At 75.1% G+C, this 17591-nt stretch carries 19 protein-coding genes; 15 read left to right on the top strand and 4 right to left on the bottom strand.

What is annotated here, in order from left to right; all coding sequences use genetic code 11:
* The 5 genes from BN344_RS17415 to BN344_RS17395 form a co-directional block, all read left to right on the top strand.
* The coding region (locus tag BN344_RS17415; protein ID WP_040339739.1) for a hypothetical protein at nucleotides 1-651 on the top strand (651 nt) is incomplete at its 5' end.
* A gap of 60 nt (nucleotides 652-711) precedes the next feature.
* Nucleotides 712-1206: a dUTP diphosphatase gene (gene dut, locus BN344_RS17410; RefSeq protein WP_040339738.1), complete on the top strand. Its 495-nt coding sequence runs from the start codon at nucleotides 712-714 to the stop codon at nucleotides 1204-1206.
* A gap of 1 nt (nucleotide 1207) precedes the next feature.
* The gene (locus BN344_RS17405) at nucleotides 1208-1975 is read left to right on the top strand and encodes a DUF3710 domain-containing protein (protein ID WP_051516067.1); all 768 of its coding nucleotides are present in this window, start codon (nucleotides 1208-1210) and stop codon (nucleotides 1973-1975) included.
* Nucleotides 1972-2349, top strand: coding sequence for an OB-fold nucleic acid binding domain-containing protein (locus BN344_RS17400; protein WP_040339737.1), 378 nt, complete (start codon nucleotides 1972-1974; stop codon nucleotides 2347-2349). Before BN344_RS17405 ends, BN344_RS17400 begins: the two co-directional genes overlap by 4 nt.
* An 88-nt stretch (nucleotides 2350-2437) precedes the next feature.
* Nucleotides 2438-3316 (top strand): DUF3159 domain-containing protein, encoded by an 879-nt coding sequence (locus BN344_RS17395; protein ID WP_231486980.1) that lies wholly within the window; start codon nucleotides 2438-2440, stop codon nucleotides 3314-3316.
* 6 nt (nucleotides 3317-3322) lie between these two features.
* Here BN344_RS17395 and BN344_RS17390 read toward each other — a convergent pair whose 3' ends face one another.
* On the bottom strand, nucleotides 3323-3994 hold the full coding sequence (locus tag BN344_RS17390) for a potassium channel family protein (protein ID WP_040339736.1): 672 nt from the start codon (nucleotides 3992-3994) through the stop codon (nucleotides 3323-3325).
* A complete protein-coding gene (locus BN344_RS17385; RefSeq protein WP_040339735.1) occupies nucleotides 3994-4662 on the bottom strand; it encodes a potassium channel family protein in 669 nt (222 codons plus the stop codon). Before BN344_RS17385 ends, BN344_RS17390 begins: the two co-directional genes overlap by 1 nt.
* 170 nt (nucleotides 4663-4832) lie before the next feature.
* Here BN344_RS17385 and BN344_RS17380 point away from each other — a divergent pair, with 170 nt between their 5' ends.
* The 7 genes from BN344_RS17380 to BN344_RS17350 all read left to right on the top strand — a co-directional run bounded on the left by BN344_RS17380 (nucleotide 4833) and on the right by BN344_RS17350 (nucleotide 12009).
* Nucleotides 4833-6866, top strand: coding sequence for an APC family permease (locus BN344_RS17380; RefSeq protein WP_040339734.1), 2034 nt, complete (start codon nucleotides 4833-4835; stop codon nucleotides 6864-6866).
* The gene (locus tag BN344_RS17375) at nucleotides 6841-8169 is read left to right on the top strand and encodes a class I SAM-dependent RNA methyltransferase (RefSeq protein ID WP_331279642.1); all 1329 of its coding nucleotides are present in this window, start codon (nucleotides 6841-6843) and stop codon (nucleotides 8167-8169) included. Before BN344_RS17380 ends, BN344_RS17375 begins: the two co-directional genes overlap by 26 nt.
* 41 nt (nucleotides 8170-8210) lie before the next feature.
* Complete coding sequence (locus BN344_RS17370; RefSeq protein ID WP_155858931.1) at nucleotides 8211-8765, top strand: hypothetical protein; 555 nt, start codon at nucleotides 8211-8213, stop codon at nucleotides 8763-8765.
* A 228-nt stretch (nucleotides 8766-8993) separates the two neighbouring features.
* Nucleotides 8994-9218, top strand: a complete 225-nt coding sequence (locus BN344_RS17365; RefSeq protein ID WP_040339732.1) for a DUF4177 domain-containing protein — start codon at nucleotides 8994-8996, stop codon at nucleotides 9216-9218.
* Nucleotides 9219-9283: 65 nt separating this feature from the next.
* Nucleotides 9284-9652 (top strand): hypothetical protein, encoded by a 369-nt coding sequence (locus BN344_RS17360; RefSeq protein WP_197022367.1) that lies wholly within the window; start codon nucleotides 9284-9286, stop codon nucleotides 9650-9652.
* A gap of 156 nt (nucleotides 9653-9808) precedes the next feature.
* Nucleotides 9809-11728, top strand: coding sequence for a 1-deoxy-D-xylulose-5-phosphate synthase (gene dxs / locus BN344_RS17355; RefSeq protein WP_040339731.1), 1920 nt, complete (start codon nucleotides 9809-9811; stop codon nucleotides 11726-11728).
* Nucleotides 11725-12009 (top strand): thiamine-binding protein, encoded by a 285-nt coding sequence (locus tag BN344_RS17350; RefSeq protein WP_040339730.1) that lies wholly within the window; start codon nucleotides 11725-11727, stop codon nucleotides 12007-12009. The genes dxs and BN344_RS17350 overlap by 4 nt, the downstream gene beginning before the upstream one ends.
* A 223-nt stretch (nucleotides 12010-12232) precedes the next feature.
* On the opposite strand, the gene BN344_RS17345 is transcribed toward BN344_RS17350, so the two are convergent.
* Both BN344_RS17345 and BN344_RS17340 read right to left on the bottom strand, forming a co-directional pair.
* Nucleotides 12233-13420, bottom strand: a complete 1188-nt coding sequence (locus tag BN344_RS17345) for an HRDC domain-containing protein (RefSeq protein WP_040339729.1) — start codon at nucleotides 13418-13420, stop codon at nucleotides 12233-12235.
* A 154-nt stretch (nucleotides 13421-13574) separates the two neighbouring features.
* Nucleotides 13575-14195 (bottom strand): DUF3000 domain-containing protein, encoded by a 621-nt coding sequence (locus tag BN344_RS17340; RefSeq protein WP_081788730.1) that lies wholly within the window; start codon nucleotides 14193-14195, stop codon nucleotides 13575-13577.
* 109 nt (nucleotides 14196-14304) lie between these two features.
* Between BN344_RS17340 and hemE the strand changes: the two genes are divergently transcribed.
* From hemE to BN344_RS17325, 3 genes are all read left to right on the top strand, one after another.
* Nucleotides 14305-15363 (top strand): uroporphyrinogen decarboxylase, encoded by a 1059-nt coding sequence (hemE, locus tag BN344_RS17335; protein ID WP_231486974.1) that lies wholly within the window; start codon nucleotides 14305-14307, stop codon nucleotides 15361-15363.
* Nucleotides 15364-15397: 34 nt separating this feature from the next.
* Nucleotides 15398-16768 (top strand): protoporphyrinogen oxidase, encoded by a 1371-nt coding sequence (hemG, locus tag BN344_RS17330; protein WP_040339728.1) that lies wholly within the window; start codon nucleotides 15398-15400, stop codon nucleotides 16766-16768.
* Nucleotides 16769-16811: 43 nt separating this feature from the next.
* A partial coding sequence (locus BN344_RS17325) for a hypothetical protein (RefSeq protein ID WP_040339727.1) occupies nucleotides 16812-17591 on the top strand: 780 nt, incomplete at its 3' end.

Genomic DNA, 17591 nt, shown 5'->3' with positions numbered 1-17591 from the left:
CCGGCTCGGCGGTCGGCGGCCGCGACCCCGGCGCCGGTGCGGCGGGGACGTCCGAGCCCCCGGCCGGCGACGCGGGCCGGTCGCCGGGCGCGGTCCTGGGGGACCTCCTGGCCGCGCCGCCCCGCGACTCCCGTCCGGGACGCCGACCGGCTGCGGGCCGCCCACCCGGGAGCGTCGGACGCGCAGATCGCCGACGCGCTCGTGGCCCGAGCCGCCCGGCTCACCGCGGGCGTCGGTGCGGCCACCGGCGGCCTGGCGGCCGCGCACTGGTTCGCGCCACCGTCGCTGCTCGCCGTCCCGCTCGAGCTGGGCGCCGAGACCGTGCTCACCGCCGCGGTCGAGGTGGTGCTCATCGGTGAGCTGCACGAACTGCACGGCCGGCCCGCGACGGGCGACGCCCGCGCGCGCGGCACCGCCTACCTGGCCAGCTGGTCGGCGCAGCGGTCGCTCGACGGCACCGCCGGACTCGGCTCCCTCCTGGGCGCCGCGGGCATGCGTGCCCTCCGGCGGCGGCTCGGGGGGCGGCTGGCCCGCAACGTGCCGACGGCGGCGCCCCTCCTGCTGGGCGCCGCGCTCGCCGGCCGGAGCAACCGGCGGGCCACCGAGACCCTGGCCACGCGCGTGCTGCGGGACCTCCGCGGCGAGCGCTGAGCTCCCTGCGCCCGGCCCGGTCCCGCGGAGGACGGGCCCGGTCCTTATAGGGTCGCGGACGTGACCGACCTCCCCCCGTCCGACGTGGACGTGCCGGTCTCCCTGCTCTCCGCCGAGGGCACCGTGCCGGCGTACGCGCTGCCCGGGGACGCGGGCGCCGACCTGACCGTCGCCGAGGACGTCGAGCTGGCCCCGCTGCAGCGGGCCCTCGTCGGCACGGGGGTCGCCGTCGCCATCCCCGAGGGCTACGCCGGCTTCGTCCACCCGCGTTCGGGGCTGGCCCACCGGCACGGGTTGAGCGTGGTCAACGCGCCGGGGACCATCGACTCCGGGTACCGCGGCGAGATCAAGGTGAACCTGGTCAACCTCGACCCGTCCCGTCCGGTCACCCTGCGGCGCGGCGACCGGATCGCGCAGCTCGTGGTGCAGCCGGTGGTCCGGGCCCGGTTCGTGCCGGTGCAGCAGCTGCCCGGCAGCGTGCGGGGTGCGGGCGGGCACGGCTCGACCGGGGGCTCCTCGGGGCTCGCGACCACGGTGGACGAGGAGCTGGGCTGACATGCCGTTCGGACGACGACGCAACCGGATCGACCGCAGCCTGCGCGAGCGCGGCGTGCCGCCGGAGCCGCAGGTCCGCGAGCACGAGGTGGAGGAGACCACCGGCCCCTGGGACGTCGCCGACGCCCCCGACGACGGGATCCAGCGGCTCGACCTGGGAGCGCTGCGGCTGCCCGCGCGCCCCGGCATGGAGCTGCGGGTCGACCTGAACCCGCAGCAGCAGGTGATCGGCGCGACGCTGCGCTCGGGTGACTCGCTGCTGCAGGTGGCCGCCTTCGCCGCCCCGCGGGCCGCGGGCATCTGGGACGACGTCCGGGAGGAGATCGCGCGGACCGCCTCCGGGCAGGGCGCCTCGTTGCGCGAGGTCGAGGGTCCCTTCGGCGCGGAGCTGGCCGGCACCGTCATGACCGCGCCGCCCGCGCAGCCCGGGCAGGCGGCGCCGGAGCCGGTCCGTCGTCCGGCACGGTTCCTGGGGGTCGACGGGCCGCGCTGGTTCCTGCGCGGAACCATCAGCGGGCCGGCGGCGTCCAGCCCCGAAGCGGCTGCTGCGCTCGAGGACGCCTTCCGCGCGATCGTCGTCGTCCGGGGTTCCGAGCCGATGCCGGTCCGGGAGGCGCTCCCGTTGGCCCTGCCGCCGGAGACGGCGGCCCGGATCGCGCAGCAGCAGCAGGCGGCCGGCCGAGCGGCCGGAGCCGCGGCGCAGGCCCCCTCGTCCGGGGGGAACGCCGGCGCCGCCCCCGCGCCGGACGGCACTACCCTGGAGCCGTGACCGAGACCCGTCCCGCCGGCTGGCTGTCGCGGACGCTGCAACGCCTGACCGCCGACGACGCGACCGTCGACGCGGAGGAGTTGCGGGCGGAATCGGCCAGCGCCGGCTGCGAGCCCGTGAGCTCGTGCCGCAAGGGCGAGCTCGTCACGGTGACGGGCCGGCTGAAGTCGGTCGTGTACACGCCGCGGGAGACCGTGCCCACGCTGGAGGCCGAGCTCTTCGACGGGTCGGGTTCGGTGACGCTGGTCTGGCTGGGCCGTCGCCGCATCCCGGGCATCGAGCCCGGTCGCTCGCTCACCGCCCGCGGCCGGTTCGGCGCCTTCGACGGCCGGCGGGTCATCTACAACCCCCGGTACGAGCTGAGCTCCAGCTGAGCGCCACCCCGCCCGGCACCGACGTGCCGCGGGCCCCGCTGGTGGGTACGACGGAGCCGGCAGCCGACCGGCGGCAGGTGGAGGACGCGTGACCTCGACGGGCGACACGACCGGTACGAGCAGTCCGGGGCCGTCCCCGGACGACGACCGGTCGCCGACCGCCGGTCCGGCCGACGACACCGGCGGGTCCTCGATCGTGTTCGACCGGCACCTGGTGCTCGAGCAGCTGGGCGGCTGGCGCGGCATGGTCGACGCGACGGTGCCGACCATCGCGTTCATCGTGGCCAACGGGATCGGCGGGCTCCGGACGGGCATCTGGACCGCGCTGGGCGCCGCGCTGCTCATCTTCGGGCTGCGGCTGGCCCGGAGGCAGAGCGTGCAGCAGGCCGTCAGCGGTCTGTTCGCCGTCGGCGTCGCGGTCGCCATCGCCGCCGCCACCGGGCAGGCGCGGGACTTCTACGTCCCCGGCATCCTGCGCAACGCCGCCCTCACGCTCGTCCTGCTCGGCTCCGTGGCGCTCCGCCGTCCGCTGGTCGGGGTCGTGGCGGAGTTCCTCGCCCCCAGCCACCTGGGGGCGATGGCGGCTCCCGGGTCGGCGTTCCCGGGGATGCGCGGCCGGGTGGACAGCGCTCGCGCCACCCTGCACGCCGAGCGCGACGCCGTTCCCCGCCGCGCCGGGCCGGATCCCGAGCCCGAGCGACCCTGGCGGGAGGACCCGCGGCTGCTGCGGGCCTACGGCTGGCTCACCGTGATGTGGGCCGCGGTGTTCCTGCTGCGCGCCGGGGTCCAGGGTTTCCTGTACCTCCGCAGCGAGGGCACCGACGCCACCGACCTGGGCATCGTGTCGCTGCTGCTCGGCGTCCCCGTCACAGCCGTCGAGGTGGTGGTGACCCTGTGGGTCGTGTCCCGGCTGCACCGCCACCGGTGCCCACCCGGCACGACGACGGAGGACCGCCCGCCGGCCTGAGGTGGCTCAGCCGTCGCCGGTCCGGGGCGCGAGGACCTCCTTGAGCTGGTCCTCCACCTCGGCATGGGTGACGAACAGCAGTTCGTCCCCGGCCTCCAGCGGCTCGTCGTTCGACGGCGTGATCACCCGCTCGCCGCGCAGGATGGCGGTGAGCACCGTCTCGCGCGGGAGCGGCACCTCGCCCAGCGCCCGGCCCGCCCAGGGGGTGTCCTCGGCGAGGGTGATCTCGACCAGGTTCGCCGCGCCCTTGCGGAAGCTCATCAGCCGGACGACGTCGCCGACGGTCACCGCCTCCTCGACCAGGGCCGCCAGCACCCGCGGGGTGGAGACGGCCACGTCGACGCCCCAGGCCTCGGTGTACAGCCACTCGTTGCGCGGGTCCTTGACGCGGGCGACCACGCGGTTGACGGCGAACTCGGTCTTGGCCAGCAGCGAGAAGACCAGGTTGGCCTTGTCGTCGCCGGTGGCCGCGACGACGACGTCGCACGTCGCGAGCTGCGCCTCCTCGAGGGAGGAGACCTCGCAGGCGTCGGCCTGCACCCATTCCGCTCCGGGCACCGAACGGGTGCGCACCTTGCGGCCGTCCTTCTCGATCAGCATGACGGTGTGGCCGTTGGCCAGCAGCTCCCCGGCGATCGAGCGGCCGACGGCGCCGGCGCCGACGATGGCGACCCGCATCAGCGCTCGCCCCCCTGAGGCGCGCGCTCGACGACCTCGTGCACCCGCTCGGTGATCTCGTCGGTGACGGCCAGGACCAGCTGGTCGCCGTCCTGGAGCACCGTGCCGGACGTGGACAGCTGGGACTCCCCGAACCGGACCAGCCACGCGGCGCGCGCGCCGGAGGCGGTCTCGAGCTCGCTCAGCCGTCGGCCCACCCATCCCTCGGTGACCGTCACCCGCATGAGCAGCACCGTGCCGGTCGGCTCGCGCCACAGCTCGCTGACCTTGACCGACAGCAGTTCGCGCAGCAGCCGGTTCACCGTCCACGGCACGGTGGCGACGCTCGGGATGCCCATCCGCTCGTAGACCTCGGCGCGCTTCTCGTCGTAGATGCGCGCGACGACGTGCTGGACGCCGAAGGTCTCGCGGGCCACGCGGGCGCTGATGATGTTCGAGTTGTCCCCGCTGCTGACCGCGGCGAAGGCGCCGGCGGAGTCGATGCCGGCGTCGAGCAGCGTCTGCCGGTCGAAGCCCAGGCCGGTGATCTGCCGTCCACCGAAGTCCGGCCCCAGCCGGCGGAAGGCCGCGGGGTCCTGATCGATCACCGCGACGCTGTGCCCGACCTCTTCGAGCCGGCGGGCGATGGTCGAGCCGACCCGACCGCAGCCCATGACGACCACGTGCACGAGCAGCCCCCACGGGTTCCGTCGCGCCGGCGGCCGTCCGCCCGCGCACCGGGCGCGAAGTTACACCCGCGCGCACCTCCGCCCGGCGCGCGACCGGCCGTCTCACCCTCCGGTGGAGGGTCCGGCCCGCCGACCGCGATCGCAGCCCCGGCGTCCGTACCATCGCCGCCGTGCCGACGCTGTCCGACCTCGGACATCTCCCGAAGCGGCTCGTCCTCGGACGGGCCGTGCGCAGCGACCGCCTGGGCGAGTCGCTGCTGCCCAAGCGCTACGCCCTGCCGATCTTCGCCAGCGACCCGCTCTCCTCGGTGGCCTACGCCACGCAGGAGATCCTGATCGTCCTCACGCTGGCCGGTACGGCGTACCTCTACCTGACGCCCTGGCTGGCCGCTCTCGTCGTCCTGCTGCTGGGCACGCTCGTGCTGTCCTACCGGCAGGTGGTGAGGGCATACCCGTCCGGCGGCGGCGACTACGAGGTGGCCCGGCAGAACCACGGGCCCGCCGCGGCGCTGGTGGTGGCCAGTGCGCTCCTGGTCGACTACGTGCTCACCGTCGCCGTGTCGGTCTCCGCGGGCACCGACAACATCATCTCCGCGTTCCCCTCGCTGAACGAGCACCGCGTGGCCATCGCCGTCGGACTGGTCGCGCTGATCGCGGCGCTGAACCTGCGGGGGCTGCGTGCGTCCCGCCGGGCCTTCGCCGCGCCGACGTATCTGTTCGTCACGGCGATCCTGGTCATGGTGGGCACCGGGCTGGTCCGGTACTTCGTCACCGACAGCGGCCTGGTCGCCGAGACCGCCGCGTACGGGGTCACCCCCGAGTCCGGCTACGGGGAGATGGGCGCGCTCGCGCTGATCCTGCTGACGCTGCGGGCCTTCGCCTCCGGGTGCACCGCCCTGACCGGGGTGGAGGCGATCGCCAACGGGGTCCCGGCGTTCCAGGCCCCCAAGAGCCGCAACGCCGCCACCACGCTGGCCTGGATGGGCGGCCTCGCCGCGGTCATGTTCATCGGCGTCAGCTCGCTCGCGCTGCTGGCCGACGTGAAGTACGTCGAACAGCCCTGCGACCTGACCGGCTTCACCGGGTGCGAGACCGAGCCGCAGCGCACCGTCATCGCCCAGCTGGCGGCGGCGACCTTCGGCGGCGAGACGTCGATCGGCTTCTTCGCCGTCCAGGCCGCCACCGCCCTGGTGCTGATCCTGGCCGCGAACACCGCGTTCAACGGGTTCCCCCTGCTCGGCTCGGTGCTGGCGCAGGACCGCTACATGCCGCGCCAGCTGCACACCCGCGGCGACAAGCTGGCCTACAGCAACGGCATCCTGCTGCTCGCCGGGTTCGCGATCCTGCTCATCGTCTCGTTCGACGCGGACGTCTCGCGGCTGATCCAGCTCTACATCGTCGGCGTCTTCACCGCGTTCACGATCGGCCAGTGGGGCATGGTCCGGCACTGGAACCGCGAGCGCGGGCTGGAGACCGACCCGGCCGTGCTGGCCCGGATGCGGCGGTCGCAGGTGATCAACCTCGTCGGCGGCACGTTCACCACCGTCGTCCTGGCGATCATCGTGGTCACCAAGTTCACCCACGGCGCCTGGCTGGTGCTCGTGTCGATGCCGCTACTGATCGGCCTCATGAAGGCGATCAACCGGCACTACTCCAACGTCTCCGCGCAACTGGTGCCCGACGCCGACGCGCGGATGCTGCCGAGCAAGGTGCACGCCGTGGTCCTGGTGTCCAAGGTGCACAAGCCGACGCTCCGGGCGCTGGCCTTCGCCCGGGCCACCCGACCCGACGCGCTGACGGCGCTGACGGTCAACGTCGACGACGCCGACACCCGGCAGCTGCAGCTCGACTGGGAGCGGTTCGACATCCCGGTGCCGCTCACGGTGGTCGAGTCGCCCTACCGCGAGATCACCCGGCCGGTCGTCGACTTCGTCAAGGGCATCCGGCGGAGCAGCCCGCGCGAGCTCGTCGTCGTGTTCGTGCCGCAGTACGTCGTCGGCCACTGGTGGGAGAACGCGCTGCACAACCAGAGCGCGCTGCGGTTGCGCGCCCGGCTGCAGTTCCAGCCCGGCGTGATGATCACGACCGTCCCGTGGCAGCTGGAGAGCTCCATCGGGCGGGACGCCGGTGAGGACCGGACGACGCCCGGAGACCTGGGGCGCGGCTACCCCGACGAGGATGCCGACGTGTCGCCCTATGGCTGAGAGGGGACCCCGCCGCTCCGGACCCCGCCGCTCCGGACCCCGCCGCTCCGGGGCCCGCGACGAGCGGGGCCTCGGCTGGGCGGGCCGCGAGTTCGAGGTGACGGTCGGTCCGGTCGCGCACGGCGGGCACTGCGTGGCCCGGCACGAGGGGCGGGTCGTCTTCGTCCGGCACAGCCTTCCCGGGGAACGGGTCGTCGTGCGGGTCACCGAGGACCGCCATCCCGCCTTCTGCCGGGCCGACGCGATCGAGGTCCTCGAGGCCTCCGCCCAGCGGGTCGAGCGGCCGTGCCCCTACAGCGGACCGGGCAGGTGCGGGGGCTGCGACTGGCAGCACGTGCACCCGGCCGAGCAGCGCCGGCTCAAGGAGTCCGTGGTCCGTGAACAGCTCAGCCGTCTCGCCGGCGTCGACGACGTCGCGCTGACCGTGGAGGAGCTGCCCGGCGGTCCGCTGCGGTGGCGGTCCCGCGCGCGGTTCGCCGTCGACCGGACCGGGGCGCCGGGCCTGCGGCGGCACCGCTCGCACGACGTCGTCGTCCTGGACGACTGCCCGATCACCGTGGAGCCCGCGGCCCAGGCGGTCCTCGGGCGGCGGTGGCCCGGCGCGGGTGCGGTCGACGTGTCGATCGATTCCACGGGCGCGGTGACCACCAGCCGGCTCGACCGCAGGGGACGGGCGACGTCGAGCCGCGTCGTCCGGACCGGCGACCAGCCCGAGGAGCCGGTGACGCGGGCCGAGCGGCGGGCGGGTGGACGTGACTGGGAGGTCGAGGGCACCGGCTTCTGGCAGGTGCACCCCGCCGCCGCGGACGCGCTGGTCGCCGCCGTGGCGGAGTTCGCGGCGGTCCGGCCGGGGGAGACGGTGCTCGACCTCTACGCGGGAGCCGGGCTGTTCGGCGGCGCGCTGGCGCCGGGGGTGACGGAGTCCGGTCGGGTGGTCTGCGTCGAGGCCGACCCGGGGGCCTGCGCCGCCGCGGACGCCAACCTGGCCGACCTGCCGCACGCGGAGGTCTGGCAGGGCGAGGTGGACGCCGAGGGGTTGCGCGAGCTGCTCGAGGAGCTGGGCACCCCGCCCGACGTCGTCGTCCTCGATCCGCCGCGCGCCGGGGCCGGTCAGGCGGTGAGCCGGTTGCTGGCCCGAACCGGTGCGCGGGCCGTCGTCTACGTGGCATGCGACCCGGCAGCGCTGGCACGCGACGTCGCCGCGTTCGGTCAGGCCGGCTACCGGCTGGCCGGCATCCGCGGGTTCGACGCCTTCCCGATGACGGCGCACGTGGAGTGCGTGGCCCTGCTGGTGCCGGTGTGATCGACCTCCCGCCCGGGGGCTCCGGGGCGTAGCGTTCCCGCATGGCTCGAACCGGTGTGATCCTGGGCGTCGTCGCCCTCGTCGCACTCGGCGGCTATGCAGCTGCTCCGAAGGACGAGCCGGAGTACCTGGGCGACATGCCCTCGATCATCGAGCAGGCCGAGGCAGCACCTCCGATGCCCGGCGAGTTCGTGCCGCCGCCGGAGCCTCCGCCGGGTCCGCGGGTCGCCGGGCCCGGGCCGGTCGCGCTCGAGGCCCCTCCGCCGATCCCGCCGGCGCCGGGGGACCGCCTGCCCGCACCGGTCACGGACGCGCCGCGAGCCTTCACCCCGGGCGAGTCCGGCAACGGGCAGGGCAACCCGAATCCCGGCCTGCTCGATCCCCTCGGCGAGCTGCTGCCCGGCGGGCTGATCCCCTGCGTGGACACGAAGACGATCTTCAGGCCGGGCCAGGGGACGCTCGACTGCGTGACCGGTGAGCTGCTGGAGATCGACCCGGCGCTGTGCGAGGTCGTGGCGCCGCTCCCGCTGCCCGGCGACTGCCCGGTCGTGCTGCCGGACCGAGACGGCGTGGCGCTGCCGGTGCCTGGCGCGTAGCTCGTCACTCCCGGAGGGCCCGGATGACGCTCTCGACGATCCGGCGCCCCTTGCCCCGGTCGTGGAGCACCATGCGGCTGCGCGGACGGCGGGAGATCCGCGCCTCGGGGTTCGCGGGGTCGCCGCTCAGTTCGACGGTGACGAGTTCCCCGGAACTGCCCCGGGTCGATCGGGTGTCGGCGGCGTCCCCGGCACACCGCCGCGAGGCGGGTTGGCTAACGTTCGGGTGTGCCCACATGGGAATACGCCTCGGTCATCACCGCCAACGACGCGGAGTCGCAGCGGGCCGGTGTGAGCGTCAAGCTCCCCGGCGGACAGTCGGAACGTCAGCAGGGTGACACCAGTTCGGTGCTCAACAGCCTCGGCGCCGAAGGGTGGGAGCTGGTCAGCTACCACTCCAGCGGTGCGGGCACCTGGGGCTTCGAACAGTTCTGGCTCAAGCGCCAGAAGTAGCAGAACCTCCTGCGGGGGAGGGCCACTGTCGAACGTTCGTTCGATGCGTGGTGCACCATGGGTGCGTGGACGCGACGATGCCGCCGGGCTGGCCGGAGGAGGTCCGTCCGCCGGGTGCGCCCGACTGGGAGCGCACGGCGGTCGCCTGGCTGTTCGACCTCGTGCCGCCCGACTACCGGGCGCACGAGGTGCTGCGCCGGTACCCGGTGCTGCTCGCCCGGTTCGCCGGTGACCACGTCGCGGCAGGGCTGGAGGCGGCGCGAGCGGGCTGGCGGACGGTCCGCGTGGAGCTCGCCGACCAACTGCCGGCGGACGCCATCGAGGCGGCCATGCGGGCGTACGAGCGCGAAGGTGCGCGCCTGGCGGCCGCCGCCCGCGGCGTGGAGGTCGTCGCCGGCGCCCTGCGCGGCGAGCGCTGGGTGCCCCGCCTGTAGATCGTGCCGGTGGATCGCACCGTGTGAGGTGCGTCCGGGAGCGCCGTTGGACCGGAAGAGATCGGTGTCCGCACGTACAGTTGACCAGCGGCCGCACGCCGGTTGCCGCACCCACGACCGCGCACCTGCCGCCGACGGAGAGGAAGACACCCCACCGTGTCGCTCCTGCGCTCGCTTGCCGGCCCCGAGGACCTCCGCGCCCTGCCGGCCGATCAGCTGCCCACCCTGGCGGCGGAGATCCGCGACGCGCTGGTCACCAGCGTGGCGCGCACCGGAGGCCACCTGGGCCCCAACCTCGGCTGCGTCGAGCTGACCGTCGCGCTGCACCGGGTGTTCGACAGCCCGCGCGAGCCGATCGTCTTCGACACCGGTCACCAGTCCTACGTGCACAAGATGCTCACCGGCCGGGTCGAGGGCTTCGAGCGGCTGCGTCAGCGCGGCGGTCTGTCGGGCTACCCGAGCCGGTCGGAGAGCGAGCACGACTGGGTGGAGAACAGCCACGCCTCGACGTCGCTGTCCTACGCCGACGGGCTGGCGAAGGCCTTCGCCATCCGAGGTGACTCGCGTCCCGTCGTCGCCGTCATCGGCGACGGCGCACTGACCGGCGGCATGGCCTGGGAGGCGCTGAACAACATCGCCGCCGCGCAGGACCGCCCGGTGGTCATCGTGGTCAACGACAACGGCCGTTCGTACTCGCCCACCATCGGCGGGGTGGCCGACGCGCTGGCCACCCTGCGGCTGCGACCCGGCTACGAGAACGCGCTGCTGCAGGTGCGCCAGGCGCTGCACCGGGCGCCCGTCGTCGGTTCGGCGCTCTACGACGCGCTGCACGCCATCAAGAAGGGCCTCAAGGACGTCCTCTCGCCGCAGGGGATGTTCGAGGACCTCGGCATGAAGTACGTCGGCCCCGTCGACGGGCACGACATCGAGGTCATGGAGTCCGCGCTGCGGCGGGCCCGCTCGTTCGGCGGGCCGGTCATCCTGCACGCCGTCACGACGAAGGGCTACGGCTACCCGCCGGCCGAGACCGACCAGATCGACGCCTGGCACGCCACCGGGATCTTCGACCCCGACAGCGGCGCGAGCGTGCGCAAGACCGGCCTCGCCTGGACCGACGCGTTCTCCGACGAGCTCGTGCGCATCGGCACCGAGCGGCCCGACGTCGTCGCCATCACCGCGGCGATGCTGCACCCGACCGGCCTGGCCGCCTTCGCCGAGCGGTTCCCCGAGCGGACCTTCGACGTCGGCATCGCCGAGCAGCACGCGGTCACCTCCGCCGCCGGCCTGGCCATGGCGGGCATGCACCCGGTCGTCGCGGTCTACTCGACGTTCCTCAACCGGGCGTTCGACCAGCTGCTCATGGACGTCGCGCTGCACCGCCAGCCGGTGACGCTCGTCCTCGACCGCGCCGGCGTGACCGGTGAGGACGGCGCCTCGCACAACGGCATGTGGGACATGTCGATCCTCTCGGTCGTGCCCGGCATCCAGGTGGCCGCGCCGCGCGACGAGGCGACGCTGCGGGAGGCCGTGCGCGAGGCGGTCGCGGTCACCGACGGCCCCTCGGTGGTCCGGTTCCCCAAGGGCTCGCTGCCGCCGGACGTGCCCGCGCTGGAGCGCCGTGGCCCGGTCGACGTCCTGCGCCGGGGTGAGCGCGCCGACGTGCTGCTCGTCGCCGTGGGCGCGATGGTCCCGATGTGCCTGGCCGCGGCCGAGCGGGTCGCCGACCACGGGATCGACGTGACCGTCGTCGACCCGCGCTGGGTGCTCCCGGTGTCCGACGCCCTGGTCGGGCTGGCGGCCGGCCACCGGCTCGTGGTCACCGTCGAGGACGGCGGGCGAGCCGGGGGAGTGGGGACGACGCTGAGCCAGGCGCTGCAGGACCGGGAGATCGACGTCCCCGTGCGGGCGCTGGGGCTGCCGCAGCAGTTCTTCGAGCACGGCAGTCGCGGGCAGGTGCTCGCCGACGCCGGGCTCACCGAGCAGGACGTGGCCCGCCGGATCGCCGAGTGGAGTGCCAAGCTGGGCGAGCGGACCGACAACCACGTCGTCGAGCCCGTGGACGGCGCCCAGCAGTGACGGTCATCGCGGAGATCCAGGTGGCGCCCTCGCCGCCCGGGACCCCCGACGACCCGCACGCCCACGTGGAGGCCGCGATCGCGGTGATCCAGGCGTCGGGGCTGCGCTACGAAGTCGGCGCGCTGGGGACGACGCTCGAGGGCGAGGCCGACGAGGTGTGGGCGACCCTGCGGGCGGCGCACGAGGCGATGATCGCCGCCGGCGCCAGCGGTGGGCTCTCGCACATCAAGGTGGCCTCGGTGAACCGCACGATGGACAGCCTCACCCACAAGTTCCGCTGAGCCCGGTCGACCGGTCTGTCCGCGGTGTCCTGCACGTGACGTGAACGGTCCACGCCGGAGACGCTCGTCCGCGCCGCATCGCAGTGGACCTCGCTGTCGACCGCGAGGGTGACTGCCCTACCGCGAGGACGAGGTCCCGGGCGCGAGAGCCACCGTGCAGCGGCGGAGCCGGTGCACACGGCGGCTGTGGCGTCGCGCAGTGGTCCCGATCCGGCCCGACGTGTCAGGCGCGGGTGGCGGCGTCGGTGAGCAGGTCGGCGGTGAGGTCGATCTGCCACTCGCGCGCCCCGCCCGCACGCAGCGCGGTGACCACGGTGTCGCGCTCGCGGGGCTCCGGCGGGTGCCACATCAGCCGGCGCACCAGGTCGGGGGCGAGCAGGTTCTCCACCGGCACGGTGTGCTTCTCCGACAGCTCGGCCAGACCCGCGCGGGCCACCTGCAGCCGGGTGGCCGCGGCGGGGTCGCGGTCGGCCCACCGGTTCACCGGCGGCGGACCGTCGCCCGGCTTGCTCTGCGGCGGCAGCTCGTCCTCGGGCATCGACTTGCCGCGCGCGAGCGCCGTGAACCAGTGCGCCACCAGCCGGCGGTTGGCCCGCCCGCGGAACACCGGCAGCTCCAGCAGGGCGCCCTCGTTCTTCGGGTCGGCCTGGACCGCGGACACCATCGCGGAGTCCGGCAGCACCCGGCCGGGGGCGACGTCGCGCCGCCGGGCCAGGTCGTCGCGTGCCTCCCAGAGGGAGCGGAGCATGCCCAGCTGACGGCGGCTGCGCAGGCCGTGCACGCCCGAGGTGCGCCGCCACGGGTCGGCCTTCGGCGCCGGCGGGCCGGCGGTGAGGATCGCCTCGAACTCCTGCCGGGCCCACTCGGTCTTGCCCTGGTCCTCGAGGATCGCGGCGAGCGCGTCGCGCAGGTCGACCAGCACCTCGACGTCGAGGGCGGCGTAGACCAGCCATTCCTCGGGCAGCGGGCGGGTGCTCCAGTCCGCGGCTGAGTGACCCTTCACCAACGAGAACCCGAGCAGCGACTCGACGACGGCGCCCAGGCCCACCCGCGGGAGGCCGGCGAGCCTCGCGGCGAGCTCGGTGTCGAAGATGCGGCCGGGCACCAGGCCGATCTCGCCGAGGCAGGGGAGGTCCTGGTTGGCGGCGTGCAGCACCCACTCGGTGTCGGCGATCGCCTCCTGGATGACCGAGAGGTCCGGGAGCGGGATCGGGTCGAGCAGGCCGGTGCCCGAGCCGCTGCGGCGCAGCTGCACGAGGTAGGCGCGCTGGCCGTAGCGGTAGCCGGACGCCCGCTCGGCGTCGACGGCGACCGGCCCGGTGCCCTCGCGGAGCGCCTGGGCGTACTCCACGAGCTGGGTGGAGTTCTCGATGACCGGGGGCAGGCCGTCGCGCGGGGCGAGCAGCGGGATCGCGGTGGACTCGTCCGCCGCGACGTCCTCCGCCGGCGGGGGAGTGGGCTCGGTGCTCAGTTGCCGTCCACCTTCTCGCCGGTCCTCGTCGTTCGGCGCCGGGCGGGGTCCGGCGTACCGGAAGCGATGGTAGAGAGTCTCGCCGCCGGGGCGGTCAGTGGCTCTCCCCGCCGGACCCCAGCAGCGTCACTCCGGGCGGCGGCAGCCCGGCCGCGTTGGCCAGCACCTGGAGCCAGGCCTGCAGGTGGCGGTCCAGCGCCGTGTCGCCCGCGGTCCACGAGGCCCGCATCTCGACGTCGACCGAGTGCTCGGGCCCGGCCAGCTCCCCGAAACGCGTCGAGGCCGTGCGGGTGACCGTGCCGCCGACGGTGGCGTGCTCGGCGCCGGACTCGGTCAGCGCGTCGGTCAGCCAGCTCCAGGCCACCTCCGAGAACATCGTGTCGTCCACGAGTTCCTCGTCGGTCTCGGCGGAGAGGTAACCGACGCAGCGGGTGGTCCCGTGCCAGGTCTCGTGGCCCTCGGGGTCGTAGAGGACGATGAACCGCGCGCTGGCGATCTCGACCTCCTCGTCGCCGTCGGGCTCGCTCACCGAGGCGCCGATCGCGTGCGCCCACGGCGCCAGCCGCTGCGGAGCCGGGATGTGCTCCAGGACGATCTCCGGCCGGGCACGCACACCGGCCAGGGCGTCCAGGGCGGCACGGAACGGAGCGGGGGGCTCGGTTCCGCCCCCGTTCGTGCCTCTGTTCCCGGCGTCGGCCAGGAGATGCGGCTCCACGTGCGCAGGGTAGGTCGCCGACCGGCACAACGCCCACGACGCGCCCTACCCGGGCAGGGAGTCTCCGGTGGGGGAACGCCTCGCGAGGCGTCTGGGAGGATCGACAGTCGTGAGCACCGCACCCGCCCCGGTCCCGTCGGCATCCCCGGCCGAGTCCGACCTCGTCCGCGCCGCCCGAGGGGCGCCGGTCGGCCGCACCCCGGTCTGGTTCATGCGCCAGGCGGGCCGGTCCCTGCCCGAGTACCGCAGCCTGCGCGCCGGCACGGTGATGCTCGACGCCTGCCAGGACCCGGACATGGTCACCGAGATCACCCTGCAGCCGGTCCGCCGGCACGGTGTCGACGCGGCCATCCTGTTCTCCGACATCGTGCTGCCCCTGGTGGTGGCCGGCATGGACGTCGAGATCAAGCCCGGCATCGGCCCGGTGATCGACAAGCCGGTCCGCTCCGTCGCCGACGTCGACGCGCTGCCGCCCCTGGAGCCCGACGCGCTCGGCTTCCTGGAGACGGCGGTACGCCGGCTGGTCGCCGAGCTCGGCGCCACCCCGCTCATCGGGTTCGCCGGGGCGCCGTTCACGCTCGCGACCTACCTGATCGAGGGCGGGCCCTCCAAGGAGCACGCCCGCACCAAGGCGTTCATGTACGCCGAGCCCGAGGCGTGGAGCCGGCTGCTGGACAAGCTCGCGGTGTCGGCGGCGATCTTCCTGCGCGCCCAGGTCGACGCCGGGGCCGTCGCCGTCCAGCTGTTCGACTCGTGGGCCGGGGTGCTCTCGGCGGTCGACTACGCCGAGCGGGTGCTGCCGCACTCGAGGGCGGTGTTCGACGGCCTGGGCGACCGGGACGTCCCACGCATCCACTTCGGCGTGGGCACCGGAGAGCTCCTGCCGCTGATCGGCGACGCCGGTGCCGACGTCGTCGGGGTCGACTGGCGGATCCCGCTGGACGAGGCCGCCCGCCGCGTGGGTCCGCAGCGGTCGCTGCAGGGCAACCTGGACCCCGCCGTCCTGCTGGCCGACCGTGCCACCGTCGACCGCGAGGTGCGCCGGGTCGTCGAGCAGGGCAAGGCTGCCCGGGGCCACATCTTCAACCTCGGCCACGGCGTGCTGCCCGACACCGATCCCGGCGTCCTCACCCACGTCGCCGAGCTGGTCCACGAGCTCACGGAGTGATGACCCTGTTCCGCCCCGCCACCCCGACGGCCCGATGAGCCGGTTCGTCGTCGTCGGAGCCGGCATCACCGGCCTGGCCGCCGCCTTCGAGTGGCGGCGCCGCCGGCCCGACGACGAGATCGTCGTGCTGGAGGCCGGGGACCGCATCGGCGGCAAGCTGCACCGCATCGAGCTGGCCGGCCACTGGTACGACACCGGGCCCGAGGCGATGCTGGCCCGGGTGCCCGAGGCCGTCGCGCTGGTCGAGGCGCTGGGCTTGAGCGACCAGCTGGTCGCGCCGGCGACGACCCAGGCCTCGGTCGTGCTGCCCGACGGCCGCCACCCCCTGCCGGCCGGCACCGTCCTCGGCGTGCCCGCCTCGGCCGAGGGGCTCGAGGGCTTCCTGTCCGCGGACGGCCTGGCCCGGGTGCGCGCCGAGGCCGACCTCCCGCCGGTCCGGCTGGACGGCGACGTCGCCGTCGGCTGGCTGCTGCGGGACCGGCTGGGCCACGAGGTGGTCGACCGGCTCGTCGAGCCGCTGCTGGGCGGCGTCTACGCCGGCCGGGCCGACGAGCTCTCCCTTCAGGCCACCATGCCCGCGCTGGCCGCTCACCTACCCGCTGCCGGCTCGGTGCTCGGCGCGGCGGCCGCGGCCCGCGACTCCGGCGCCCGCAGCCGGGGCGACGCCGACGGCCCGGTGTTCGTCACCGTCTCCGACGGCATCGGATCGCTCCCAGCGGCGCTGGCCGAGGCGGCCCGCGCCGACGTCCGGCTGCGCACGCCGGCCCACGGCCTGCGGCGGACGGCGACCGGCGTCGAGCTCTCGATCGGGTCCGCGGCCGAGCCCGAGCTGCTGACCGCCGACGCGGTGCTCGTCACCGCCCCGGCGGGCAAGGCGGCCCGGCTGCTGCGCGACGTCGTCCCCGGGGTGGTCGAGCCCCTGCGGGGCATCCCGTACGCGTCGATGGCCGTCGTCGCCATGGCCTTCCCGGCCCAGGACGTCGCCGCCGGGTCGGGGCTGCTCGTCCCGCCGGTGACCGGCCGGCTGGTCAAGGGCGTGACGGTCTCCTCGGCGAAGTGGCCGCACCTGGACGGCGGCGAGGTGCTGCTGGTCCGCTCGTCGGTCGGTCGCTTCCGCGCCGAGAGCGACCTGCAGCGGGACGACGACGAGCTCGTCGGCGCCGTGGTCGACGACGTCGCCGAGCTGCTGGGCCTGACCCGCCCGGAACCGGTGCAGACTGCCCTGATCCGCTGGGGCGGCGGGCTGCCGCAGTACCTCGTCGGTCATCCCGGCCGGGTCGCGGCGGTGCGTGCGGCCGTCGCCGAGGTGCCTGGCCTGGAGATCGCCGGAGCGGCTTTCGAGGGTGTGGGTGTCCCGGCCTGCATCCGCGACGCTCACCGCGCCGTCGCCGCACTCCTCGGCTGATCGGGCGGTTGCCGACTCCGCCCCGCCCCCGCAGGGTCGAGGCATGACCGGGACCTTCGCGCGTGGACTGGCCGCCGGCGCGGCCGGGACCGTGGCACTCGACGCCGTCAACCGTCTCGACATGGCGCTCCGCGGCCGGCCGGCGAGCAGCGTGCCCGAGCAGGTCGTCGACGCGGTGGCCGACCGCGTCGGACGCCGGGTGCCCGGCTCCGGTGCCTCGCGCGAGTCGCGCCGCACCGCACTGGGCGCGCTCACCGGCATCGCGAACGGCCTGGGCGTCGGCGTGCTGGCCAGCGCGGCGCGGTCGTACGGAGTCCGGTTCCCGGCCCCGGTGGGCGCCGTGCTCGCGGGCGCGGCCTCGACGGCCGCCGCGGAGCTCCCCGCCGTGCGGCTCGGGATCAGCGACCTGCGGACCCGGCCGACCGCCGACCGGATCGCGGACGCCGGCGCGCACCTGGCCTACGGGGTGGCGGTCCAGGCGGTGCTGGAGGCGACGCCCACCGACCGCGAGATCGGCACGCCGCGCCGCCCGGCCGATGGGCGTGCGGTGCTGCGCTCGGCACTCCTGGGCCTGGCGGCCGGCAGCCGCAACAGCCTGGGCTTCGCCGGCCCGGTGCTCAGCGCGCCGTCGGGTCCGGGGCCGGGACGGACCTCGACGGCGGCCAAGGTGGCCACGGCCGGTGCGCTGGCGCTCGAGCTCACCGTGGACAAGTGGCCGGGGGCGCCGTCCCGGCTCAGCGGGGCAGGGTTGCCGGCGCGGATGCTCGGGGGCGCGGAGGGCGGTGCGCGGCTGGCGACCCGCCGGGGGGCCAACGGCGCCCTG

Source organism: Candidatus Blastococcus massiliensis AP3 (assembly GCF_000582785.1).
Lineage (GTDB): Bacteria > Actinomycetota > Actinomycetes > Mycobacteriales > Geodermatophilaceae > Blastococcus > Blastococcus massiliensis.
The sequence above is the reverse complement of the archived record's forward strand: the minus strand, read 5'-3'. Positions and strand labels throughout refer to the sequence as shown.